The organism is Marinomonas spartinae, assembly GCF_900089775.1.
GTDB lineage: Bacteria > Pseudomonadota > Gammaproteobacteria > Pseudomonadales > Marinomonadaceae > Marinomonas > Marinomonas spartinae.
In genome coordinates, this window is the sequence record NZ_FLOB01000016.1 from 1 (window position 1) to 24,771 (window position 24,771).

At 46.6% G+C, this 24,771-nt stretch carries 23 protein-coding genes; 4 read left to right on the plus strand and 19 right to left on the minus strand.

What is annotated here, in order from left to right; all coding sequences use genetic code 11:
* Nucleotides 1-177: 177 nt before the first annotated feature.
* From ispH to murJ, 6 genes are all read right to left on the minus strand, one after another.
* On the minus strand, nt 178-1,128 hold the full coding sequence (gene ispH, locus MSP8886_RS19555) for a 4-hydroxy-3-methylbut-2-enyl diphosphate reductase (RefSeq protein ID WP_067019988.1): 951 nt from the start codon (nt 1,126-1,128) through the stop codon (nt 178-180).
* Complete coding sequence (locus MSP8886_RS19560) at nt 1,125-1,556, minus strand: FKBP-type peptidyl-prolyl cis-trans isomerase (RefSeq protein WP_067019991.1); 432 nt, start codon at nt 1,554-1,556, stop codon at nt 1,125-1,127. Before MSP8886_RS19560 ends, ispH begins: the two co-directional genes overlap by 4 nt.
* Entirely contained in the window at nt 1,553-2,059 is a 507-nt protein-coding gene (gene lspA / locus MSP8886_RS19565; protein WP_067019994.1) for a signal peptidase II, read from the minus strand. Before lspA ends, MSP8886_RS19560 begins: the two co-directional genes overlap by 4 nt.
* Complete coding sequence (ileS, locus tag MSP8886_RS19570; RefSeq protein WP_067019997.1) at nt 2,059-4,881, minus strand: isoleucine--tRNA ligase; 2,823 nt, start codon at nt 4,879-4,881, stop codon at nt 2,059-2,061. Before ileS ends, lspA begins: the two co-directional genes overlap by 1 nt.
* 32 nt (nt 4,882-4,913) lie before the next feature.
* Nucleotides 4,914-5,843 (minus strand): bifunctional riboflavin kinase/FAD synthetase, encoded by a 930-nt coding sequence (ribF, locus tag MSP8886_RS19575; RefSeq protein WP_067020000.1) that lies wholly within the window; start codon nt 5,841-5,843, stop codon nt 4,914-4,916.
* A gap of 141 nt (nt 5,844-5,984) precedes the next feature.
* The gene (murJ, locus tag MSP8886_RS19580; protein ID WP_083201061.1) at nt 5,985-7,568 is read right to left on the minus strand and encodes a murein biosynthesis integral membrane protein MurJ; all 1,584 of its coding nucleotides are present in this window, start codon (nt 7,566-7,568) and stop codon (nt 5,985-5,987) included.
* A 228-nt stretch (nt 7,569-7,796) separates the two neighbouring features.
* Between murJ and rpsT the strand changes: the two genes are divergently transcribed.
* Nucleotides 7,797-8,060 carry a 30S ribosomal protein S20 gene (rpsT, locus tag MSP8886_RS19585; RefSeq protein ID WP_067020003.1) on the plus strand — a complete coding sequence of 88 codons (264 nt, stop codon included), beginning with the start codon at nt 7,797-7,799 and terminating at the stop codon, nt 8,058-8,060.
* Nucleotides 8,061-8,133: 73 nt separating this feature from the next.
* Here the strand turns inward: rpsT and MSP8886_RS19590 are convergent, their stop codons facing one another.
* The 5 genes from MSP8886_RS19590 to rplU all read right to left on the minus strand — a co-directional run bounded on the left by MSP8886_RS19590 (nt 8,134) and on the right by rplU (nt 11,580).
* Nucleotides 8,134-8,496: a diacylglycerol kinase gene (locus tag MSP8886_RS19590; RefSeq protein WP_067020006.1), complete on the minus strand. Its 363-nt coding sequence runs from the start codon at nt 8,494-8,496 to the stop codon at nt 8,134-8,136.
* 27 nt (nt 8,497-8,523) lie between these two features.
* Nucleotides 8,524-9,648, minus strand: coding sequence for a glutamate 5-kinase (proB, locus tag MSP8886_RS19595; RefSeq protein ID WP_067020008.1), 1,125 nt, complete (start codon nt 9,646-9,648; stop codon nt 8,524-8,526).
* A gap of 35 nt (nt 9,649-9,683) precedes the next feature.
* Nucleotides 9,684-10,871, minus strand: coding sequence for an Obg family GTPase CgtA (gene cgtA / locus MSP8886_RS19600; protein ID WP_067020010.1), 1,188 nt, complete (start codon nt 10,869-10,871; stop codon nt 9,684-9,686).
* A 107-nt stretch (nt 10,872-10,978) separates the two neighbouring features.
* A complete protein-coding gene (gene rpmA, locus MSP8886_RS19605; protein ID WP_012071897.1) occupies nt 10,979-11,236 on the minus strand; it encodes a 50S ribosomal protein L27 in 258 nt (85 codons plus the stop codon).
* A gap of 35 nt (nt 11,237-11,271) precedes the next feature.
* Nucleotides 11,272-11,580: a 50S ribosomal protein L21 gene (rplU, locus tag MSP8886_RS19610; protein ID WP_067020013.1), complete on the minus strand. Its 309-nt coding sequence runs from the start codon at nt 11,578-11,580 to the stop codon at nt 11,272-11,274.
* 281 nt (nt 11,581-11,861) lie between these two features.
* On the opposite strand from rplU, the gene ispB reads away from it, so the two are divergent.
* Nucleotides 11,862-12,842, plus strand: coding sequence for an octaprenyl diphosphate synthase (gene ispB / locus MSP8886_RS19615; protein ID WP_067020017.1), 981 nt, complete (start codon nt 11,862-11,864; stop codon nt 12,840-12,842).
* An 88-nt stretch (nt 12,843-12,930) separates the two neighbouring features.
* Here the strand turns inward: ispB and MSP8886_RS19620 are convergent, their stop codons facing one another.
* Nucleotides 12,931-13,845, minus strand: coding sequence for an alpha/beta fold hydrolase (locus MSP8886_RS19620; protein ID WP_083201062.1), 915 nt, complete (start codon nt 13,843-13,845; stop codon nt 12,931-12,933).
* A gap of 298 nt (nt 13,846-14,143) precedes the next feature.
* Here MSP8886_RS19620 and fabA point away from each other — a divergent pair, with 298 nt between their 5' ends.
* Complete coding sequence (fabA, locus tag MSP8886_RS19625; RefSeq protein WP_067020020.1) at nt 14,144-14,659, plus strand: bifunctional 3-hydroxydecanoyl-ACP dehydratase/trans-2-decenoyl-ACP isomerase; 516 nt, start codon at nt 14,144-14,146, stop codon at nt 14,657-14,659.
* 26 nt (nt 14,660-14,685) lie between these two features.
* A complete protein-coding gene (gene fabB, locus MSP8886_RS19630; protein WP_067020023.1) occupies nt 14,686-15,897 on the plus strand; it encodes a beta-ketoacyl-ACP synthase I in 1,212 nt (403 codons plus the stop codon).
* A gap of 111 nt (nt 15,898-16,008) precedes the next feature.
* Here the strand turns inward: fabB and MSP8886_RS19635 are convergent, their stop codons facing one another.
* The 7 genes from MSP8886_RS19635 to MSP8886_RS22710 all read right to left on the minus strand — a co-directional run bounded on the left by MSP8886_RS19635 (nt 16,009) and on the right by MSP8886_RS22710 (nt 24,744).
* On the minus strand, nt 16,009-16,749 hold the full coding sequence (locus MSP8886_RS19635; protein WP_067020026.1) for a lysophospholipid acyltransferase family protein: 741 nt from the start codon (nt 16,747-16,749) through the stop codon (nt 16,009-16,011).
* An 18-nt stretch (nt 16,750-16,767) separates the two neighbouring features.
* A complete protein-coding gene (locus tag MSP8886_RS19640; protein WP_067020029.1) occupies nt 16,768-17,877 on the minus strand; it encodes a 1-acyl-sn-glycerol-3-phosphate acyltransferase in 1,110 nt (369 codons plus the stop codon).
* A gap of 234 nt (nt 17,878-18,111) precedes the next feature.
* Entirely contained in the window at nt 18,112-21,033 is a 2,922-nt protein-coding gene (locus MSP8886_RS19645; protein ID WP_067020032.1) for an insulinase family protein, read from the minus strand.
* Between the two features lie 173 nt (nt 21,034-21,206).
* Nucleotides 21,207-21,788, minus strand: coding sequence for a DNA endonuclease SmrA (gene smrA, locus MSP8886_RS19650; RefSeq protein ID WP_067020035.1), 582 nt, complete (start codon nt 21,786-21,788; stop codon nt 21,207-21,209).
* A gap of 366 nt (nt 21,789-22,154) precedes the next feature.
* Nucleotides 22,155-23,006: an ABC transporter substrate-binding protein gene (locus MSP8886_RS19655; protein WP_067020038.1), complete on the minus strand. Its 852-nt coding sequence runs from the start codon at nt 23,004-23,006 to the stop codon at nt 22,155-22,157.
* A gap of 27 nt (nt 23,007-23,033) precedes the next feature.
* Nucleotides 23,034-23,906 carry a phytanoyl-CoA dioxygenase family protein gene (locus MSP8886_RS19660; protein WP_067020214.1) on the minus strand — a complete coding sequence of 291 codons (873 nt, stop codon included), beginning with the start codon at nt 23,904-23,906 and terminating at the stop codon, nt 23,034-23,036.
* A gap of 22 nt (nt 23,907-23,928) precedes the next feature.
* Nucleotides 23,929-24,744 carry an amino acid ABC transporter ATP-binding protein gene (locus tag MSP8886_RS22710; RefSeq protein WP_306455651.1) on the minus strand — a complete coding sequence of 272 codons (816 nt, stop codon included), beginning with the start codon at nt 24,742-24,744 and terminating at the stop codon, nt 23,929-23,931.
* Between the last annotated feature and the right edge of the window lie 27 nt (nt 24,745-24,771).

The window sequence follows — 24,771 nt, forward strand, 5'->3', positions numbered from 1 at the left end:
GATTATCTATTTTAAAGAGCGTTGCTAACGTTTTTTTCGAACCTCGTCCTCACTCAGTGTGAAGCGCTGTCCGTGTCAGCGAGGGCGTATATTAAGGATTCACAGATTTTCTGCAACCCTTTTTTGAAGTTTATTTAAATTAATTTAAAAAAAACTTTCTGAAAGAAATCGTTAACTTTATAACTCAACGATTCTTAACTCTTTAGGCATGGAGAAAGACACATTTTCTTCTTGGCCTTTCAGTTCTTGAGGCGCTTCGCCTCCTTCTTTCACTAAACGCTCAATCACTTGGTTTACCAGAACTTCTGGGGCGGATGCACCAGCAGTCACACCAACACTTTCTATGTTGACCAACCAGCGCGCATCGATTTCATCTGCATTATCAATAAGGTGTGCCGTTGCGCCCATCCGTTCAGCAAGCTCACGTAGTCGGTTTGAGTTAGAGCTGTTCACAGAACCAACCACTAGCACCAACTTAGATTCTGCCGCTAGCGTTTTTACTGCGTCTTGGCGATTCTGCGTCGCGTAGCAAATATCGTCTTTCTTTGGTCCTTTAATCTTGGGAAAGTGGTGACGCAGAGCATCGATCACCACAGATGTATCATCCATCGATAATGTGGTCTGAGTTACAAATGCCACCTTTTCTGGGTTGTTTACCTTCAAAGAAGCCACATCTTCTGGGCTTTCCACCAAATAAATCGCCCCACCAGTACGGTTATCGTATTGACCCATGGTACCCTCTACTTCAGGATGACCATCGTGACCAATCAAGACGCACTCTACACCGTCTCGCGAGTAGCGTAAGACTTCCAAATGCACTTTAGTTACAAGAGGACAGGTTGCATCAAATACTTTTAGCCCACGCTGTGAAGCTTCATCACGCACTGCTTTAGACACCCCATGGGCACTGAAGATCACAATATTGTCATCCGGCACTTGATCTAATTCATCGACAAAAACCGCACCACGGGCTTTTAAGGATTCCACAACGAATTTGTTGTGAACCACTTCATGACGAACATAGATAGGGGCTTCGAATAGATCCAAACAACGATTAACGATTTCAATTGCACGATCTACACCTGCACAAAAACCACGTGGGTTTGCTAACTGAATAGCAAAGCTCATGATGCCTCCTCTACCGCAACAACACGCACTCGATAGGTTAAAGAGCGCCCCGCTAATGGGTGATTAAAGTCAACGGTGACATCTTGATCGCCAATTTCAGCGATAACGCCAGGCAACTCATTGTTCGCAGCATCTGCAAAGGACACGACCATACCCTCTTCTAAGTCCATTGAGAACTGAGAGCGTGAAATACGTTGGATGTTGTTTTCATTAGGAGCTCCAAACGCTTTTTCTGGAGACATCACAAACGACGCTTCATCACCTGCTTGCATGCCAATTAGCACTTCTTCAAATGCAGGCAGCAAATTACCATCACCAAACACAAATTGAGCAGGTGCTTGATCAAAATTCGAATCTACAACCTGGCCATCTTCCAAAGACAGCTCAAAATGCAAGGTCACTCGACTGTCTGCCGTCACTAAACTCATTCTTTTTCACCTTTCTTCGGCTTAACAAATAAGCCTTCTAACAGCATCAAGATAACACCTATTGTGATCGCACTATCGGCCACATTAAAGGCAGGAAAATACCAAGACTGCTGCCAATGAACTTGTACAAAATCGACCACGTGGCCATAGGCAAGACGATCATGTAAATTACCAAGAGCGCCCCCCATAATCAGACTTAGTGCAGCCGCTTCCCAAGGGTTCTTACGACCTATCCTAACTAAACGCCAGCTGATACCTACCACTACGACTATCGCTATCAAGGAAAACAACCAGCGCTGCCAACCACCCGCTTGGGCCAAAAAACTAAAGGCCGCGCCGGTGTTGTAGCGCAATGTTAGGTCAAGTACAGGCAGTAAATGGATTTCCTGTCCATAAAACAAATTTGCCACAACCGCCTGTTTGGTGACCCAATCCAAGATCACCACTGCAATTGCCAGCGCCCACCAGCGCTGGGCTTGTTGCCACACATATCGAAATGTCATTAAGCGTAAAGGCGCTGTTCACCTTCCCCATCAGGTAAGTTAGAGATACAACGATCGCACAGCTCAGGGTGCGCTTCTCGTTTACCCACTTCTTCACGGTGATGCCAACAACGTACACACTTCGCATACTTGCTGAGTTCTACATGCACTTTAAGGCCAGCAAGATCGGTTTCAACCGCACCCTCGCCCGCTTGGTCAAGTGGCAGAACTTTCACATCAGACGCAATCAACACAAAGCGCAGCTCATCACCTAGACGATTCAATGTTGTTTGCAATGAATCATCACAATACAAGGTAATTTCCGCACTCAAGCTGGCTTTCATTTTGCCTTCATTACGTGCTGCTTCAAGCACCTTGTTGGTCGCCACTTTCACTTCAAGAACCTGTTTCCAGAACTCACGGCCAAGTACTTCGTCGCCCGCCAGCTCTTCAAGCCCTTCGTACCAAGTTTCTAGGAATACAGATTCGCTGCGCTCACCAGGAAGCGCTAACCAAATCTCATCCGCTGTATAGCTCAAGATAGGAGAGATCCAACGAGTAAAGGCTTCCATCACATGATACAAAGCCGTTTGCGCCGAACGGCGTGCTAAGCTGTCTTCTTGTGTGGTGTACTGACGATCTTTGATCACATCCAAGTAAAAACCGCCCAAGTCTACCGAACAGAAATTTTGGATTTTTTGGTTGACGGTATGAAATTGGTATTCGCCGTAAGCTACATCTAAGTCTTTTTGCAATTGCGCAGCACGGTCTACAATCCAACGATCTAAGGCGATCATCTCGCTTGAAGGCACCATGTCTTTTGCTGGATCAAAGCCATTCAAGTTTGCCAACATGAAGCGCGCGGTATTACGAATACGACGATAAGAATCCGCCACACGTTTTAAAATTTCGTCAGACACGGTCATTTCGCCCGTGTAATCGGTTGCCGCCACCCACAGACGAATAATATCCGCCCCTAAAGTCCCCATCACTTTCTGTGGAGAAACCACGTTACCGAGTGATTTAGACATTTTGCGACCATCGCCATCAACCGTGAAACCGTGAGTTAGCACACCTTTATAAGGCGGTACACCACGGATCGCGATAGAGGTCTTCAAAGAAGATTGGAACCAGCCACGATGTTGGTCAGAACCTTCAAGGTACAGATCCGCAGGGAAGCTCAATTCATCACGCTGGTCGATAACAGAGTAGTGAGTCACACCAGAGTCGAACCACACATCTAATGTGTCGGTTACCTTGCTGTATTGCTCCGCTTCGTCACCCAAAAGCTCTGCCGCATCTAGATCAAACCAAGCATCAATACCGACTTTTTCAATACGCTGTGCCACTTCTTCGATCAAACGAGGGGTTTCTGGGTGAAGCTCTTGCGTTTCTTTATTGATAAATAAAGCAATTGGCACACCCCACGTACGCTGACGGGACACACACCAATCTGGACTGTTATTCAACATGCCTTCCATGCGGTTTTGACCCCAAGAAGGTGTCCACTTCACACCTTTGACCGCTTCTTTCGCAGAATCCAATAGACCTTTTTCATCCATGCTGATAAACCATTGTGGTGTCGCACGGAAGATCAACGGTGTTTTAGTACGCCAGCAGTGTGGATAACTGTGGAAGATTTTTGACTGAAACACCAAAGCGTTATTACGGTTTAGTGCTTCCAACACAGCATCGTCTACTTTGTAAACGTGCATGCCCGCGAATTCGCCTGCTGCTTCTGAGTAAACACCATTATCTTGGACAAGGTTGATAGTGCCTAAGCCATTTTCACGACCCACGTTAAAGTCATCTACCCCATGGTCCGGTGCAGTATGTACACAACCCGTACCGGCTTCCGTCGTGACATGCTCACCTAAGATAACCGGGATGTCACGCTCAACAAACGGATGATCCAACAAAGTACCATTAAGGTCAGCCCCCTCAGCGCGCCCAACAATACGGAAGTCCGACACACCATAACGCGCCATCACACTTTCAACCATGTCTTCCGCTAGGATCAGACGCTCTTTGCCCGCCCCCATGTCCACTTCAACCAGTGCATAATGAAATTCTGGGTGAATCGAGACCGCTTGGCTAGCAGGTAAAGTCCAAGGCGTAGTCGTCCAGATAACAACAGAAACCTTGCCTTCTCCTTCCACACCGGAGAATTTTGCCAACAACTCAGCTTCGTCTTTTGGTGCATAGCGCACGTCCAAAGACAAAGAGGTTTTATCCTGGTATTCCACTTCCGCTTCCGCCAAAGCAGAGCCGCCTACGACACTCCAGTAAACAGGCTTAAAACCTTTTACTAAGTGACCATTTTCAGCAATTTTACCTAATGCTCGAACAATATTCGCTTCGGTTACAAAGTTCATGGTCAGATAAGGATTATCCCAATCTCCCATCACACCAAGACGGATAAAGTCTTTTTTCTGCTCTTCAATTTGTGAGTAAGCGTATTCACGGCATTTCGCACGAAAATCTTTGTACGATACTTTATCGCCCGCTTTGCCAATCAGCTGCTCAACTTTATGCTCGATTGGCAAACCATGACAGTCCCAGCCGGGGATGTACGGTGCATCAAAGCCGCTGACGGTTTTCGATTTAACAATAATATCTTTGAGGATTTTGTTAACCGCGTGACCAATATGAATACTACCGTTCGCGTATGGAGGGCCATCGTGAAGAATAAAAGACTTACGACCTTTACTCACTTTACGTACTTTGTTGTATAGATCCATATCCTGCCAACGCTTTAGCATTGCAGGTTCACGTTTTGCCAAATCTCCACGCATTGGAAAATCCGTGTTTGGCAAATTCAGTGTCGGTTTATAATCACTCATGGTTTATCGATTCATCCTCAAAGATCATCTTTTCACTGATTAGCAAAAAAGCGTTGTGCTTCTTCTTTATCACATTGAATTTGTTGTTCCAGCTCACTTAGGCCGGCCATTTTTCGCTCTGCCCTAATAAAACGACAGAAAGTGACCTGTACATATTGATCATACAGATCACCATTAAAGTTAAACAAATGCACTTCTAAAATGGGTGTTTTACCGTTAACCGTTGGTCGCATACCTATATTGGCAACACCATCATGGCATACACCCTCCGTTTCTAAGGTGACAGCATAAACACCCGACAACGCAGACATGGTACCTTTCAAATGCACATTGGCAGTCGGAAACCCAATAGTACGACCCAGCTTTTGCCCGTGGATCACTCGACCACTTAGCATCACAGGGTGCCCCATGTTTTCTTGGGCTGCGTCAATATCACCATGCTCTAACGCTTGGCGTACTAACGTACTACTGACCCGCTCCCCCAATCTATTGAGCACGGACGGCGTATTTTCAACATCAAAACCGTGGGTTTCGCCAAATTGACGCAAATATTCGAAATCCCCTTGGCGGTCACAGCCAAAGCGGAAATCATCCCCCACCACCAAATGACGAACAGACAAGCCATCCGACAAAATACTCTGGCAAAAAGCATGAGCGTCAAGCTGCTGAAGTTTAGGATTGAACGGTAAACACAGGACATAATCGATACCCTGCCCTTTAAGCAATGCCACCTTATCCCGCAAACGACTAATGCGCCCAGGCGAAGTATTTGGTGCAAAATACTCACGCGGCTGAGGCTCAAATATCATAATCCCCGCTGGAACATGATAATGGGCAGCCAACGCTTTTACTCGGTTCAAAATAGCGCGATGGCCCAAATGAACACCGTCAAAATTCCCAATCGTTAGCACACCTGCTTGATGCTTTTCTCGGATATTATGAATACCCCGTATTAACTCCATAGTGCCTCGTTCAAGACCATTCCACCCAGCGCTGAAAAAAATAACCCAGATTATATAGCAGTTCACCAGATGACGGTAGGCCAGAACTTACACAAGCAACACAAACCCACTTTTAACCGGCCCACACCATAAACAGTGAACTTAACTGTGCCTTAACATTGATAGACGTAGGCCCGCCAGTATGGCGACTCCCACATATACACATACCCCAACAACAACAATCAGCAAAGTATCGCCAATGCGCTGTAAACTACTCATTTGGGTCCATACCCACCCCTGCTGAAGGAACACATACAAACACACACCCAATGCCGATGTTGCAAGCACCAGAATACGCAACAAGCGCTTCCACTGCGCAGAAAACACATGATGTCCTCGCTTGCGCAAACCACGCCACAACAAAAAGGCATTAATGCCCGCCGATAAACTGGTCGCCAGCGCCAAACCAACGTGTCCTAGCGGCCAGACAAAAATCAGATTCAGCACCATATTTGACACCATTGCAATAATACCAATACGCACTGGCGTCTTTGTATCTTGCCTTGCGTAGTAACCTGGCGCCAACACTTTAATCAGCATCATAAAGACCAGACCAATGGAATAAGCCTGCAAACTTTCAGACGCTTTCACCACATCATGAACCGTCAACGCACCACGATAAAAGATGGTTGCAATCAAAGGCTCTGCCAACATAAAGAGCGCCAAAGAGGAAGGTACGGCAATCAGCAACAAAATGCGCAACCCCCAGTCTAGCGTCGACGAAAAGCTGTCCGCTTTTTTGCTAGCAAAACTCCGCGACAATGACGGTAAAATCACCGTACTGATAGCAATCGCAAAAATCCCCAGAGGCAATTCGTACAAACGATCCGACAAATACAACCAAGTAATACTGCCAGTTTGCAGAAACGACGCCAGCACGGTGTCTAATAGCAGGTTAATTTGACTAACCGATACACCAAATAACGCAGGACCAATCAATAGCAAAATGCGCTTCACCCCTGGATGGCGAAAATTCAGACTTGGCATGGGTAACAGCTTGAGCCTAGCCAAGAACGGCATTTGAAAGGCTAGCTGCACCAGCCCCGCAAAAAACACCCCCCACGCCACATAAATCTCAGACTGAGCCGCGTCACGCGCAAACACCAAAGTAGCAACCAACAAAGTAATATTGAGAAAAATCGGTGTAATCGCCGGAACCGCATACTCGCCGTGGGCATTAAGCACACCACCAGCCAGCGCCGTTAACGAAATAAACATCAGATAAGGAAACGTAATGGTCAGCAACTGAGACGCCAAACGAGACTGCTCACCATCAGAGGCAAAGCCTGGAGCAAAAACATAAATAACCCAAGGCGCGCACAACATAAACAGAGCCGTCATGACTAATAGCACCAAGGCTAGTGAGCCAGATACAGCTGAAATTAATGCCCGCACTTCCTCTTTACTGGTATTAACCCGATAATCGCTAAGAACTGGTACAAAGGCTTGCGCAAAGGCGCCTTCTGCAAAAAGTCGACGAAAAAAATTAGGAATTTTAAACGCCACATAGAACGCATCCGCTCCGGCACTGGCTCCTAATACATAGGCCAACGCAGAATCACGAGCCAACCCTAGAATACGTGACAAAAAAGTACAGAGGGAAACTAAGACACCGGAGCGTAATAAAGAGCTCTTTTGCGCGATTTCTTTTGATTCTTTTTTAGACACCATATTTTCTTCAGACATTATAATTTTACTAACCATACCAAGCAATTGGAGCAAGAATACCACCAGATTGACCGACAAGGCAGAAAAATAAGCCACTAGATTTGGCGATTATTTGTATAATGGGGTTGTGACACGCCAAAAAACTGGTAAAATCCGCCGCGAGATTCTCAAGTCAAACTTGACATTAATTTCACGACGCAGCACAGTGCTGTGCCGTTTCCTAATATAATTGAAAGGAGCCAGACTGTGGCAAATTCCGCCGGTTCAAAAAAACGTGCGCGCCAGGCGATCAAACGTCGCGCTCATAATGGTAGCCTGCGCTCTATGGTTCGTACCTACTTGAAAAAAGTAGATGCAGCTATCGAAGCAGGTAATCAAGCTGATGCACAAGCAGCTTATACTCTAGCCACTTCTAAGCTAGACAAAGCAGCTAATAAAGGCCTATATCACAAAAACAAAGCAGCTCGTCATAAGAGCCGCTTGAGTGCTAAAATCAAAGCACTGGCCTAATACCCATAAAAAAACCGGCTTTTGCCGGTTTTTTTATGCATTTATCTTTCGTGCTAACTCATGACGCACTGCCCTACGAGAAAATAACCAACCCCCACACAACTGCTGCCAAGACCAAAGAAAGCATCACTGCTGCGGAGCCTAGATCTTTCGCCCGCCCAGACAACTCATGCTGCTCGTTGCTAATACGATCCACAACCGCTTCCACACTGGAATTAATCGTTTCAACGATCAACACCATTCCAGCAGAAAAAATCAGCAACGCTTTTTCCATGCCGCCATCGCCCAACCAAAGCGCCAATGGCAAGGCCACTAAAAATAAGCAGGTTTCTTGACGAAAAGCCGCCTCATGTTTCCACTGCGCTCTTAGCCCCTGATAAGAATAGCGCGTCGCACTAATAACTCGCGCTAAACCAGACTGCCCCGGTTTTGCCATGCCACTCTCCTAGCTCATTACATTGCATTAAATAATGACTAAATCATCACGGTTAATCAGCTCCGGCTCGCTCTCGTAACCAAGCACGCTCAAAATATCGGAGGAAGGACGGCCAAGCAATTTTAAGGTTTCTGCCACGGTATAATTGATCAACCCCCGCGCCACTAGAGCCCCCTGCCCATCCAAACACAGCACCATATCACCACGAGAAAAAGACCCTTGCGCGTCTTTCACCCCGACAGCCAACAAACTAGTACTACCTTTGCGCAACGCTTTAACCGCTCCATCATCCAGTACCAGTGTCCCACGGCTTTTTAACTGCCCAGCCAACCACTGTTTACGGGCCGCTAGCCGTCCATGTTCAGGCTGTAGCCAGGTTCCCACATGCTCACCAGAAGCCACCCGCAGTATAACACTCTCCTCACGACCTGAAGCAATCAAAGTATCCGCCCCAGAACGCGCCGCTAAGCGTGCCGCACGCACTTTCGTCAACATGCCCCCACTGCCCAGTAGACCAGCACCGCCACTAGCCATCGACTCTAAGCGCTCATCTGTGGCCGAAACATGGGATATCAAGGTAGCATCAACATGATCACGCGGGTTCTTATCAAACAAGCCTTGCTGATCCGTCAAAATGATCATTGCATCGGCCTCAACCAAGTTCGCTACTAGGGCACCTAAAGTATCGTTGTCACCAAACCGAATCTCGTCGGTTACAACCGTATCGTTTTCGTTAACTATGGGTACAGCGCCAAGGCTTAATAAGGTTCGCAACGAAGATCGAGCGTTTAAATAACGACGACGGTTAGACAGATCGTCATGGGTGAGCAAAATTTGCGCCGTACAAAGGCCATGCTTCTCAAAATGACTCTCATACACCCCCACCAGCTCCATCTGACCAACTGCGGCAGCAGCTTGTAACTCGTTCACCTGGGTCGGTCGAGAAGAAAAACCAAGGCGCTTCATACCAGCGGCAATAGAGCCAGACGACACCAACACCACTTCTTTGCCCTGCTTGCGTAATTGAGCAATTTGTTCAACCCATAAGCCAATGCGTTCGACATCCAAACCCCGACCATCATTCGTTAACAAAGCGCTACCGATTTTTACCACCAGCCGACGCGCTTTCGCAATTTTTTCTCGCCTTTCCATACTACCGCTTACCCACCCACAAAATTAGCCAATGCTTAAACGTATTCTACTTCGACATCATAATCGTCATCATCAAAATCATCGTCATCCAGCATTTTACCCTCTAAACGACGCTTCTCACGCAGTGCCATAATACGCTGACGACCCTCTTCATCAATCAAGGCACGCATCGCTTTCTCTTTCTCACGAGCCTCTGGGTCTTCTGCCAACAACTCACGCTGCGCCTCAAGCGCCGTCATCAAGTCTAGGCATAACACTTCCGTCCCTTCCCCAGAAATTGCCGAGACACGGTATGCCTTCCCCTGCCAACCTAATGCGTCGATAACACTCTGGCAGCGCTCCTCTAATTCGTCTTCTGGCACCATATCGGTTTTGTTCAGAACCAACCAACGATCACGTTCCGCCAGAGCGGGGCTAAACTGCTGCAACTCATTCACTGCAATAAGTGCCGCCTCTGCTGGCGTAATCTCATCCCATGGAGCCAAATCAACAACATGAAGCAGAATACGGTTACGCACTAAGTGTTTCAAGAAGCGAATACCCAGACCCGCCCCTTCTGATGCACCTTCAATAATGCCCGGAATATCGGCCACAACGAAGCTCTGGTGTTTTTTCACTTTCACCACACCCAAGTTTGGCACCAACGTCGTAAAGGGGTAATCCGCCACTTTTGGTTTCGCCGACGAGACCGCACGAATAAAAGTCGATTTACCCGCATTAGGCAACCCAAGCAAGCCAACGTCTGCCAATACTTTCATTTCCAGCTTTAGAGTTCGCTCTTCTCCGACCGTCCCTTTCGTCGTTTGGCGAGGGGCACGGTTGGTACTGGATTTGAAGCGCGTATTACCTAAACCATGGTGACCACCTTGAGCCACTTTTAAACGCTGACCATCGCGAACAAGATCCCCTAAAGTTTCGCCAGTGTCCTCGTCAATCACCGTCGTACCGATTGGTACTTTAACCTCAAGATCAGACCCTTTTGAGCCTGTCATATCTCGTCCTTGGCCACCCTCGCCACTTTCGGCTATGTATTTCTTCGTATAACGAAAATCGATCAGCGTATTTAAAGCCTCATCGGCAACCAAATACACACTACCGCCATTGCCGCCATCACCGCCATCGGGACCACCTTTAGCAACAAACTTTTCCCGCCAAAAGCTCAAACAACCATTACCGCCTTTACCCGCTCTTACATAGATACTGGCTTCATCAACGAATTTCACAGATTCACCTCTTCGGTGGATTATCAGAATCAACAGACCCTGATTATAAGATTTTTCCAAAAAAAAAGCCCCGCGTCGCGGAGCTCTTTTTAAGTTTTTAGCAGTAATTAAGCCGCTACGACAGAAACCGTACGACGCTTAAGTTTACCTTTCACTTCAAACTTTACTTGACCTTCAACAACAGCGAACAAGGTGTGATCTTTACCGATCTGAACACCAACACCTGGGTGGAATTGAGTTCCACGCTGACGAACAAGAATGTTACCTGGGATCACTACTTGACCACCAAAGCGTTTGACACCTAATCGTTTCGACTCGGAATCGCGACCGTTACGAGTACTACCACCCGCCTTTTTATGAGCCATGACTTACTCCTTAAATGTGTTTTAGTTAGCGCTTATTAGTTAATCGCAGTGACTTTCACTTCTGTGAACCACTGACGATGCCCCATACGCTTCATAGAATGCTTACGACGACGGAATTTCAAAATTTTCACTTTGTCTCCGCGACCATGAGTAACCACTTCTGCCGTTACTTTAGCGCCTTCTACAACTGGAGCGCCAACTTTAACGTCGTCGCCATTGCTAACAAGAAGTACGTCGTTAAATTCAACCACGCCACCTTCTTCTACTGCAAGTTTTTCAACCTTAAGGGTTTGGCCTTCTTGCACACGGTATTGCTTACCGCCAGTTTTGATTACTGCAAACATGTTCTTCTCCAATGAGATTTACCCGGCTACTGAATTGGATTTGACCTACTTCTAGTGGCACCAAATTCTTGTCGATCACGACAAAAATTCACTTACCATATGATAGGGAGCAAAATGTGGGTAAATCGGACGCGAGATTGTACAAAATCAAACCAGCTAATACAAGCAAAAAGCACGGTGTTTATGTATTTTTCATCTTTTGGGTTGACCCTGACACAAGGCTTACCTAGCATGGGACAAACTTGCTTTACAGCTTAGTACTCTTTAGCTCCGGAAATCGTATGCAACCCACAAAAATACATGATGTTGTGGCCAACGAATTTGGCCGAGTAAACGAATATATAGTGTCACAACTGACAAGTGACATTCCTCTCATTGAACAAATCGGCTATTACATTATTAGTAACGGCGGTAAACGCCTCCGCCCACTAATGGTTCTCCTAGCCGCCAAAGCAAGTCTAAATCTAGATGAAGACAAGCTCGATAAAGCCATCAAAATGGCCACCATTATTGAATTTATTCACACATCAACCCTACTTCACGATGATGTGGTCGATGAGTCCGATATGCGTCGCGGCAAAAAGACCGCCAATGAAGAATGGGGTAATGCTCCCAGCGTTCTCGTTGGCGACTTTTTGTACACTCGAGCGTTTCAATTAATGGTGAGCATCCAAAGCATGGATTGCATGGCGATTATGGCGGAAACCACCAACATTATCGCGGAAGGAGAAGTACAACAGCTCATTAACTGTGGCGACCCAGATACGACCGAAGAAAATTATTTGAAAGTCATCCAATACAAAACGGCAAAGTTATTCGAAGGGGCGGCACTGTGTGGTGCTGTCATCGCAAACAGCAGCGATGACATCAAAACGGCACTTAAAAACTATGGCATGTATGTAGGGACAGCCTTCCAATTAATTGACGATGTTATGGACTACACCAGTACCACTGAGGAAATGGGCAAAAGTGTGGGGGACGATTTGGCGGAAGGAAAACCAACGCTGCCGTTAATCTACACAATGCAGCACGGCAACCCCAACGCCATCAGTCGCGTCCGACACGCCATTGAAACAGGTGGTTTGGAGCAATTAGACACCATCATTAGAGATGTACAGGAGTGTGGCGCCATTGAGTACACGCAACAGCGTGCTCAAGAACAAGCGGATCTTGCCATTACTGCATTAGCACCTCTCGTTGACTCAGAGTACAAAGAAGCGCTCATTAATTTAGCCCACGCCTCAGTTAAACGCCGCAACTGATATTTCGCACAGTCTACAAGCCAAAAGAGTCACGTTAACCAGTGACTCTTTTGGCTTTTACTTACCTATACTGATGCGATGTCATGTTCTAAGCTGAGCAATCAAAAGAGTCCAACCAACTCTTTACCTGTTGTGCAGCCGCAGCTGGGTCTTCTTGCATAAAGCAATGACCTCCTTTTACCGTCACCACCTTAATATTCGGATTCAAACGAGCCGCCAAATGATGAGCCTCTATGAAAAAATCATAGGACGACTCACCTTGGATAATATAGGTCGGCACCTTAACCGAACGAATTAGCTGCCATAAGCCTTTCGGATAAGAGGAAAAAACAGCCGCTTCCATCCAAGTAGGGCAACGCAAATAACATTGTCCGTCTTCGTCTTCTTGAACAGAATAACGAATATAGTCATCGAGACACCGATCTTGCCACCCCTTAAAGGTTCCTCGCCCCTTAAAACTGGCTTTCACGTTAGCCAGACTTTCCCAATGTGTGCGACGCCGAGAGGCTTGTCGAACCATAGGTAAACGACGCCTAAACCCCGAAATTCGTACACCTCGCAACATCCAGATCACTTTGGGTGGATACATCGCCGGATCAAGTAGAACAATTCGATCAAATAAGCCAGGCTCTTGAGCACTCATTAACGCCGTCAAACAACCACCAAAGCTATGACCCATGCCAATTCGCTCGGTAGCAGGCAATTGAGGCAAGCGCGACTGCAACGACTTTACAAACCGATTAGCCGTTTCATTCCAGCCAACAAACTTCTCTCCAGAGGAAGATTCACCATGACCTGCTGCATCTTGTAAAAGCAGATTATAGTCATTAGCAAAATGCGCTAAAAAATGTCGGTAGGAACCCACCGCAAAACCGTTGCCATGAAGAAAGTGCAGCGACGCTAACGAACTGTTTATCTGAGATTGATAACCCACCACATAATCGCTCTTATTATCAACAACATACTGCCAAGGAGCACAAAGCTTGCCGCCAATTTCTATCATACATCTACTCTAATTCATTTTTATCGGGCACATTATGGGCCTAGGATACGAGAAAAAACATCCCGGCCCCATCGACCAATCACTTTTTCTTGTGCATTGATTCGTAAAAAACACTAAATTTCAGGGCACGAACCCAAAAATATGCCTTTATCAAGCAAGGTTAGCGCTTTTTTTCTATTCAAACATTCATATTAAGCGCTCAAACCGATATAATCCGCTAGATTTTATACTGCTAACTGGACCACATAACTCAGCATAACCCAACGCGTTATTAGCTGGAGGTGGAAATAGGACTATAATGACTAGAGCTTCATCGTTTGAAAAAGACGAACTATTGCAATGTGGCTACGGCGAAATGTTTGGTGAAGGTAATGCCCAACTACCCGTAGGTAACATGTTGATGATGGATCGCATCACACGTATCTCAGCCGAAGGCGGAGAACACGGCAAAGGCGAAATCATAGCTGAGCTAGATATTCACCCCGACCTTTGGTTTTTCCAATGCCACTTTCCTGGCGATCCAGTCATGCCAGGCTGCCTAGGCTTGGATGCAATGTGGCAAATTGTTGGATTTTTCCTTGGCTGGAAAGGCAATAAAGGACGTGGACGTGCATTGGGCTGTGGTGAAGTTAAGTTCACAGGACAAATTCTCCCAACAGCGAAAAAGGTCACCTTCAATATTCAGTTGAAGCGAGTGATTGAACGTAAATTGGTGATGGGTATTGCTGACGGAAGCGTATCTGTTGATGGACGAGAAATCTACGTAGCAAAAGACTTGCGCGTTGGTTTGTTCACAACCACTGATAACTTTTAAAGAATAAGAGTAAAGAGGCACATTATATGCGTCGTGTAGTAGTAACAGGTCTTGGCATTGTCAGTTGTCTTGGCAATGACAAAGAGAGCGTTTTAAACTCCTTGCGCGAGGGCCGTTCTGGTATTCGTTTCGCTGAAGATTACAAAGAACATGGCTTTCGCAGCCATGTTTGCGGTCGTATCGATTTAGATAGCGATATTATTGATCGTAAAGCACGTCGCTTCATGGGCGATGCTGCGACTTATGCTTATGTTTCTATGCAGCAAGCGATTGCAGACTCAGGCTTAAGCGAAGAGCAAGTATCTAATGTCCGCACTGGCTTAATTGCAGGGTCAGGTGGCGCATCGGCACAAAACCTAGTGGAATCAGCTGACACGCTACGTGAAAAAGGCGTAAAGCGTGTTGGACCTTACCGTGTCACACAAACCATGGGGAGCACGGTATCAGCTTGTTTGGCGACTCCCTTTAAAATCAAAGGTGTAAACTACTCAATCACCTCCGCTTGCTCAACCAGCGCCCACTGTATTGGTAATGCCATGGAGCTGATTCAGCTAGGCAAACAGGATGTAGTGTTTGCAGGTGGTGGCGAAGAAGAGAGCTGGGAACAAACTTGTATGTTTGATGCTATGGGTGCCTTATCGTCTAAATACAATGACACTCCTGAAATCGCGTCTCGCGCCTATGATTCAAACCGTGATGGCTTTGTTATCGCTGGCGGCGGTGGCATCCTTGTTCTTGAAGAACTGGAACATGCGAAAGCGCGTGGTGCAAAAATTTATGCTGAGGTCGTCGGCTATGGCGCCACATCGGATGGTTACGACATGGTCGCTCCATCTGGCGAAGGGGCGGTTCGTTGCATGCAAATGGCTATGAGCACCATTGATGGCAAGATAGACTACATCAACACTCATGGTACCAGTACACCAGCGGGTGACATGAAAGAGTTACAGGCGGTGAACGAAACCTTTGGTGAGAATATCCCTGCGGTCAGTTCAACCAAGTCCTTATCTGGTCACTCTCTAGGTGCGGCAGGCGTTCATGAAGCCATCTATTGCTTATTAATGATGGAAAACAAATTCATTACAGCCTCGGCTAACATTGACGAACTTGATCCAGCAGCAGGACACATCCCTGTTGTGACCACACGTCAAGATGATGTAGATTTGAACCTGATTATGTCTAACAGCTTTGGCTTTGGTGGCACAAACGCCAGCTTAGTATTCAAAAAATATCAGTAATAGCGGCGCGCCGCTAAGCTCAAATAAAAAAGCCGCAGCCTTTTTCTTATTCAAGAAGTAAGCTGCGGCTTTTTATTATCAAAGCGATCACAAAAGAAAGTCGCAACGAGTCTATGCGCCTTTTGGCAATTTCGCCATTTCAGCTCGCATCCAAGCGGTCATTTCATCGTGCAATTGCCCCGTTTTCTTACCTTCCGACTCAATCACAGGTCCAATCACCACACGAATCGCACCAGGCTTTTTCAAAAAGCTCTTACTTGGCCAAGCGTACCCCGCATTATGCACCACAGGCAAAATCGGCACATTGGCGGATGTTGCCAGCATAGCCGCCCCTTTGTTGAATTCTTTCTCTTCTGTTGGTTTAGTACGTGTCCCCTCAGGAAAGATCAATACTGATCGGCCATCTTCCAAACGTTCTTTACCCTGACTCATAATTTGTTTCAACGCATTCGTGCGTTTAGAGCGATCAATGGCAATCGGCTGCACCATACGAAGACCCCACCCAAAAAACGGCACTGACAACAGCTCTTTCTTCAAGACGGTGGATACTGGTGCCATCAGAACTTGCAGAACGTAAGTCTCCCATTCACTCTGATGATTTGCTACCAGCACAACCGGACGCTCTTTGTTAATGTGCTCCCGCCCTATGATTTCAATTTTTACCCCACACAAAACCCGAAAAACAAACAACAACCCTTTATTATGCAAATTCAACACAGGCTGACGTGCATTTTTAGGTAAGATGATGGTGGCAAACGGTGCCATCAGTCCGAATAACACGGTCGATAGCATGTAGTAAACAAAAAACACGGTGGAACCGACCCAGGATCTTAACAACGTCCCGATACTCATTAGTCATTACCTTACTGGTTATACGTTTATATATTTTTGCTTTTGTTTTAGTGGATTAGCATACATAGCCAACACCGTCTCACGCAGCGCCTCTGGACACGTTTGCATATACACCTCAAACGCACTGTCTGTTGCGGGCAATCCTTGCTGCATAGCAAACGCCGACTCATTACTGGGCTGAATCGCGTAATGAGTGACTACTTGACGGTCGACTTCCGCTACAAAGTCTTCAGGCGTCTCAATGCCCTCTGTGGTGATGACATCTCCAAAGGTGACAACCACTTTACCTTTCTGTCCCACAATACCATTTTTGATGCTATCAATGTCTTCAAACTCTGCTTTCTCGTAATTACCCGTCGTCGATTTTTGGTGCAACTCCCGCGCCTTATCAAACGCACACGGATCGTATTCGTAGGAAATCGAGACTGGCACCACATTAAGATTGGCCATGGCCTCAGGAAAAGCTATTTTCTCTTTCTTCTGGCTCATGTAGAACATTTTAATGATCGCAGGGTCCGTTTGATCGACACCGTCTTTCGCACGACCTTCTTTCTGCGCAATCCAAATATTACAGTGTTCTTTGGTTATCGAATGGGTGATATAGGAAGATAACTGTCCAAAAGCCGCCATCATTTCACGGATTCCATTGGCAGAGCGCTTCACAATAAAGCTTTTATTCAGACGCATTAAGTCAGACACAAAAGGACGACGCAGTAAATTATCCCCAATGGCGATTCGTACGGTATCCAGACCCGCCATGTACAAGCCATAGTTAACAAATGCCGGATCCATCGCAATGTCGCGGTGATTCGACAAAAATAAATACCCCACGTTCTTGTTAAGTTTATCGATACCTCGGTACTCAACATCTGAGGTCGTGTTTTTGATCATACGCTCCATGTAATTCGCTACACCTGTCTGAAAATCACGAACATTACGAATGCCTGAAAACTGTCGTTTAAGAGCCATTTTCACCAACAGTGATAAGGGCCCTCTAAGGAATGTTGGCCAGTTAGGAAAACGAAAGCCTATGATGGTATTAATAAAATCCGGTGTTTGTAACAAATTTTGCAACACCCCGACGACTTCATCGTCGTTGTAAGGGCGTATATCATGAAACTGATCCATTTAATTTTCCGCTAATAAAAACGATAACGTTTTTGTTATTTAAATATTTACTCAAAGCTAAACACCAAGAGACCACAAAAAGATAGACGAAAAGACCGAGTTTATAGACCAGCAACGCGGGCTTTGAGTCTTTTTTGCATGCCTATGACGGTTAGCTTTTAATTTTGAACCTGGCACGGAGGCCAGATTCATTATCACTACGCTAGAAACTATCGACAATACGATAGCCTCGCTCTATAGGGTCTGAATATCAAACCCAAGACTTTCAAGCTCTGCACGTCGTGCATTCGATGTGACAACGGCAACACTTTCATTCTCTTTAGTCAGATAGGCTTTCGTCACCGCTTTTAACTGATCAATAGTCACCGCTAAAATATTGGCACGAAAAGCTTCTCGGTATTCAAGGGAGCGGCCATGTAACTTAACATAAAAGTCACTTTGCGCTTCTCCCGCAGGAGAGCTTGGCTTATCCATGGATCCGATCACGCCCAAAATAGCTTCTTCCAGCGCCGCAGCCGAGTGCTCCTCATTCAGCATCCATTCAATAGAGGCATCAAAATCCGCTAACGTTTCAGTCAAACGCGGGTCACGGTAGGAATAAAAACGGAATGCGCCACTGCTACCATCAAAGCTTGCACCACCACCGTAAGCACCTCCCTGTTCACGAATGGCTCGGTGTAAGAAGCCATTACGCAAAAAGCCGCCTAGCACATTGAGCGCCGCCACATCAGGATGGTCCCCTGATACCGTACGGAATGATTTACTACAGAAGCTTACTTGCGTTGCCGTTAGCCATGCTGTTTTCACTCGAGTATCCACAGGCGCTAAAGCAAACGCTGCCTGACTATCCCCCTGCGGTAAGTCAGCAAATACCGTTTGCGCATTGTCTAACACACTTGCTTCGTGCTGTGGCTCTGCCACCAACAATAGCTGTTTTTTCGCAGTAAGCAATTTGCCATGTAAACGTTTGAACACAGTCATTACGTTTTCAACAGCGGCGTTATCGGCTTTCATCGCGTCATCTAAGGCAATCGCAGAACGAATACCAGACATACCGCCCCATTGTTCCTGTCTTGCCGACAAACCTGACACGCCTGCCGAGGCGGCTGTCATGGCTAAAGAATGGCCTTGTCCCGTAATAGACTGCTCGCGACGGGCACGACGCTGCGCCACCAACTCTTTGACTCGAGCAATTTCATCAAAGCGCACATTCATCATGGTGTCTTTTAATAACTCACTCATGGCTTTGACATTCGGCACTAACGCTTTGCTAGACAAAATAAAATAGCCGTTAAGATCTTGCCGATCTTCTATGGTCGCACGGATCGAATTTGATGCGCCAAGCCCTCCACACACCAGGGACTGACGCTCTTGGACGGCAAGGTAATCTTGATCACCGATGCCCAGCTCCGTCAAGACAGACGAGAACAGAGGCAAATGCTCTGTCTCCTCTTCGTCGAGCTCAGGTAAATCAATCACTAACTGCTGATAAACCAAGCCATTGGTTCCCTGAGGATAAAAAGTAATGGGCAAATCGCTTGAGACTTTCTCGCTGTCATACACAGGCAAGCTGGCCGGCACATCTTCTAGGCCTACTTTTGGTAAGATGCTCATATCATCCACCTGTGACTGACGGGCTTTCAGCGCCTCACTGCGGGCGACTATGTCCGCTTTCTGTTCGTCGCTTAACGCCGCTTTAATTCTGCTCAAACGGTCTTTTTCCGCCTGATTTCGACGTGTTTCCAATGCATCATCAGGACTTAACGTGAGCGTGACTCGGTGGGCGTTAGACAACAATAAATTCTGGATCAAGTTTGGAATGTATTGCGGGTCGCGCACTTTTTCTCGCATGGCCTCGATCACCGGATCCAGATCCAATTGCGCGATCACATCCCCAGAATGCACGGCTGTCGACAAGCCAGCTAGAATCAATTGTAAGCCATATGGGTAGCTGCCACCACCAATTTCACGTTGACTCAACTCCAATTGATGTAACATCGCATCGACCGTTTCTTGCGGCACACCGTGTTGAGCAATGCCCTCCAATGTAGACAGAATCAAGGCTTCCACTTTGGTCGTGTTTTCACGCTTCACGCCTTCTAAGCCACACATGAAGCTCATTTCTTTATTGCTGTCTTCTAAACCACAAAAAGGCGACGGCGCGCGACCAAGGTCACTGTTCTCTAACACACGACGCAATGGCGACGCACTGTTGTCTAATAACACATTGGATAATAACTGTGCTTCAAATTGTTGCGTCAGATCGATGCTTTCACCCAGCAACCACCCCACAACGACATGGCTACCATCTTCTTTCACTTCATCTGCCGCGTAGCCTTCTTCCACTCGAATAGGAGAGAAATAGCGTTTCGCATTCGGCACACTCACTTGCGTATCCAAACGCTCAAAACGGCTTAAGACCTTCTCCTCAAATTCCGCTTGTAGCGTTTCTACTGGAATATCACCAAAGGTCATAAATACCGCATTGGATGGGTGATAATGGGTCCGGTAAAATGCCAACAAATCTTGATAAGACAAATCAGGAATATCACTCGGCTCACCGCCAGAGTTAAAATGATAGGTATTATTGGGGAACAGATATTTGGTCAGTGTTTGCCACAGCACAGAGGTGGTAGAGCTCATCGCGCCTTTCATTTCATTAAACACAACCCCTTTAAAGGTCAACTCTGACTCAGGGTTAGTTGGCTCCGCGAATTCTAAACGATGACCTTCTTGGGAAAAGTCCAATTCATCCAAACGTGAGAAAAAGACTGCATCCAGATAAACCCCTAGTAGGTTATGAAAATCCTTTTTGTTTTTACTGGCAAAAGGATACGCAGTCCAGTCAGATGAGGTAAACGCATTCATGAAGGTATTCAGCGAGCGACGAATCATCATAAAAAATGGATCACGAACAGGAAAACGCTCAGAACCACACAATACGGTATGCTCTAAAATATGCGCCACACCGCAAGAATCTGTTGGCACGGTTTTTAATCCAACCAAAAAGACGTTTTCATCGTTGTCCGATGCGATGTGAAAATGTTTAGCGCCGGTTACGGTATGTTCGAACTCTTGAACAGTCACGTTCAAGGCCTCGATAAACTCACTGCGCAAATAGGTAAACGCAGGATGGTGCGCGGTACGATTTGTCATTCTCTACCTCGATTGAATTAGAATACGATGACTTATAATGTTTGGGACTGCCTGCCAAGACTCAAGGCCGCAAAATGTTGAAATTATAGCAAAGATGTCAGTTTTACTGCACGAACTTCACACAAAGCTTTTCTTTTTACTGACGCTAACATCCCATTATCTCGGTGATCCGTTCAGCGTTTTTGGTGTTTTTCCCAGTTTTCTAGGCGGGCTTTCTCGCTTTTTTTAAACAGGACATACACAGCACCAAGGCCACCATGGTGGCGTTGTGCGCTATGAAAGGCCATGACCATGTCTAAATCCCTCAACCATTTATTAATATAGCTCTTAATCGTCGCTTGGTTATCTGGATCGGGGGTACGGTCTCCCTTGCCGTGAACAATCACCGCCACGCGAATGTCGTTACGCAAACAATCTTCCGCAAACTGATAGACTAACTCCCGTGCTTGAGCCACTGTACGACGATGCAGGTCCAACCGCGACTCGATAGCATATTTGCCTTGTCTTAAGCGCTTAAACACTCCATCTTGAACCCCTGGGCGTTTATACTCAAGCATGTCATTAGGCAACACCTTCTGCACATAGTCATGGGATAAATGATTACTATCCGCTTCTTGGGCAATGACTGCCGCCCGTTTTCTAGCCTGAAAATCGACAGCAGGGCCTTTTTTGCCTAAATATACCTCGCCCCTTTCTAGCGGCTTAATCCCCGCTACTTCTTGAGCAAACAAAGATGGATCATCTTCGTCTTTCACTGTCTTATCCTCTTCTTACTACTTGCTTTTAGCATAGCTTAATTCTCATAGGGACGACTAACGAGCACCCTCCAGTTGTAACAAAGGCCCCGATTAGGAGCCTTTGTTACGATAACGCTCAAACATTTGCTTATTTTAGTACCTGTCCATGGAAAAGATGTCAAAAAACATCTTATAAGCCTCACTAAATAAAGGTAGGAGTTTACGGAAATGTGGATGGTTCTACAACGTGATTAGATCGCTTTATCTATGGTAAAAAGAGGAAGCACCCGCTCAATGATGAGCATTAAGCGGATGAAGGCAAGACGAATCTATTTATGATATCAGCCAATATAAGAGGGAATCATGCCCTCTTATATTGTAGCGCTAAGGCTGTTTCGGCATTAACTGAGCAATATCTTCTGCAGTCGGCGCTTTAAAGTGGTACTTCTTCAGCAAAGCTGCGTACTCAGGTGTTTTACTGAACGCCTTCAATCCTTTGATTAAGGCCTGACGAACCTCCTCGTTGCCTTTTTTCACCCCCCAGCCATTTAACACGGGATAGATCAGAGTATCGGAAGAAATCACCACTCGATGACCCGTTTTTTCTACTATACCTCGCGCCACGGCGGCATCGGTAATTTGAACCTCAACGGCATGAGATAACATAGCTTGGGTTGCCTGTGGGTCCGTTGGGTATTCACTGATTGAAATGGGTTTCAAACCCTTTGCTTCACAATAGTCTTTTGACAGTTTTTTAAGCGGTTTCAGCCACGCCGTCCCCGCCATGGAGCCAACTTTATGCCCACAAAAGTCTTCAGGGACTTTAGGTTGATAGGCCGCTCCTTTAATAGACAAGATAGCATCCCCACTTTTTAGGTAGGGAATCATATCAATGACTTTCAAGCGATCGGCTGTGATGTACATTGAAGAATTGATAATGTCAAAACGGCCACCACGTAACCCCGGGATCAAGTTCGCCCAACGAGTATCCACATCGACGGTCTGACGACCAATCACTTTGCCAAGGCCGGCTAGAAACTCAATATCAAACCCCTTTGGGGTATTATCTTTCATGTATTCATAGGGATAGAAAGTCATATCCGACCCCGCAATTATCTTTCCAGGCTCTTTGAAATCAGCCAATGCATTGCAGGAAGCAAAAGAGATGCTCGCTCCCACGACACCAGTTACGACAGAACGAATAGTCGAGCGTTTAACACGGGCATATAACGTCATAAGAAATCCTCTCGTTAGTTTAATGGATCAAGCGCCGATAAGGTCTTTTCCTGCTTGTTGGACAAAGAAGGAGGCACCTTTGGGTTTTTGTGGCAATTTCAATTGGTTCGCGGTACTGCGAATTTCACCGCTATCGGTCCCCCAAACAAGCGTTCCGGAATGAATGCTTGGCAAAGGATTGTCACCATAAGGCAAGGCATCTTCTGCGGCATAAACACTGATGAATAAAGTTCGAGGAAATTCCGTTTCATTGGGACTAGAGGCATGCAGCAAGCGCGTGTGCATAAAGCACACTGAGCCCGCTTTTCCGTAGCTGGCAACGGGGGCCTGACAATGTTCTTGCTCCACTTGAGCACTCACTGAGCCCATGAAACGCTCACCATGCCAATGTGAGAAAAGTGGCCCCTTATGGCTTCTTGGAATAACGTGTAATGGCCCATTGTCAGGGGTAACATCACTTATCATTAAGAGACTGGTTACCAAGTCATCATTACTGTGTGGCGTAAAGAGAAAATCTTGGTGCCATTTCACCTGAGTTGCCGTGTGCGGCAACTTAGAATTGATTTTACTATGATGCAAACGGGCGCCACGGTGGCCGACTAATTGCCCCGCAATGTGTGCCACTTTAGACGCCAACGCCGTGTGCTTGAATGCCGCTGAAATTTCAGTTGGCGAGGCAACGCGACGCAATGAGGGATGATCTGAGCGGTGGTCGCTTTCGATATCAAACCGTGCACGCCCGTCTAAGGTTTCTCCCCAAGGCTCTGCATAGTGGCGACTGTCTTCAACCCATGCATCAAAGTCTGCTTGAAGGGCGGCCACTTCCAGTTCAGACAATACGTTATCCACCACGAGAAAACCCCGTTCGTGGTACTGATCTATTTGCCATTGTTCTATCACGAGAGACTCCGTCAGTATGTAATCAAGCCAAAGAGACATCTTTCAGAAAGGCCTCTACCCGAGGATTTCTCCCTTCCCTCAAGACCTGCGGCGCGTCATCACACACCACTCGCCCTTGCTCCATAAAGACAATTCGGTCGGAAACCTTGAAGGCAAAGTTCATTTCGTGGGTAACAATCACCATTGTGATGCCTTCGCGGGCTAAGTCTTCGATGACTTGCAACACTTCGTTGACTTTTTCGGGGTCCAAAGCGGAAGTGGGTTCATCAAATAACATGATTTGCGGCCGCATCATTAGAGCTCGCGCGATGGCGACACGCTGCTGTTGACCGCCGGATAATTGGTGCGGATATTTCCAAGCGTGCTCCAGCATGCCTACCTTATCGAGCAGTTGATACGCCTGAAGCTCCAGATCAGTACGGCTCCCCATTTTGTGATAGCGCGGCGCAAGTAATAGGTTGTCGATGACTTTTAAATGCGGAAACAAGTTAAAGCTTTGAAACACCATTCCTATCTTGGTTCTGTGCTCTGAATGCTCAATAAACCGCGATTTATCCGCGCCATGACGCAATAGCTTCAAGAATGGACTGCCATTAATATCAATTTCCCCATTGTCCAACTGCTCAAGCCCATTCAACAAGCGGATCAAAGTGGTCTTACCAGAGCCAGAAGGACCAATAATAGAGACGACCTCCCCACTATTCACGCTCATGTTGACTGAGCCCAACACTTCTACATCGTTATAACTTTTGTGCAGTCTTGACGCTTTCAGAGCGGGCCCATCAAACTCTGCCTGTGGCACCACTGGATGGGCAGGGGCACGACGAACACTTTCCATGAGTTCAACCGATGGCTGACGAGCACT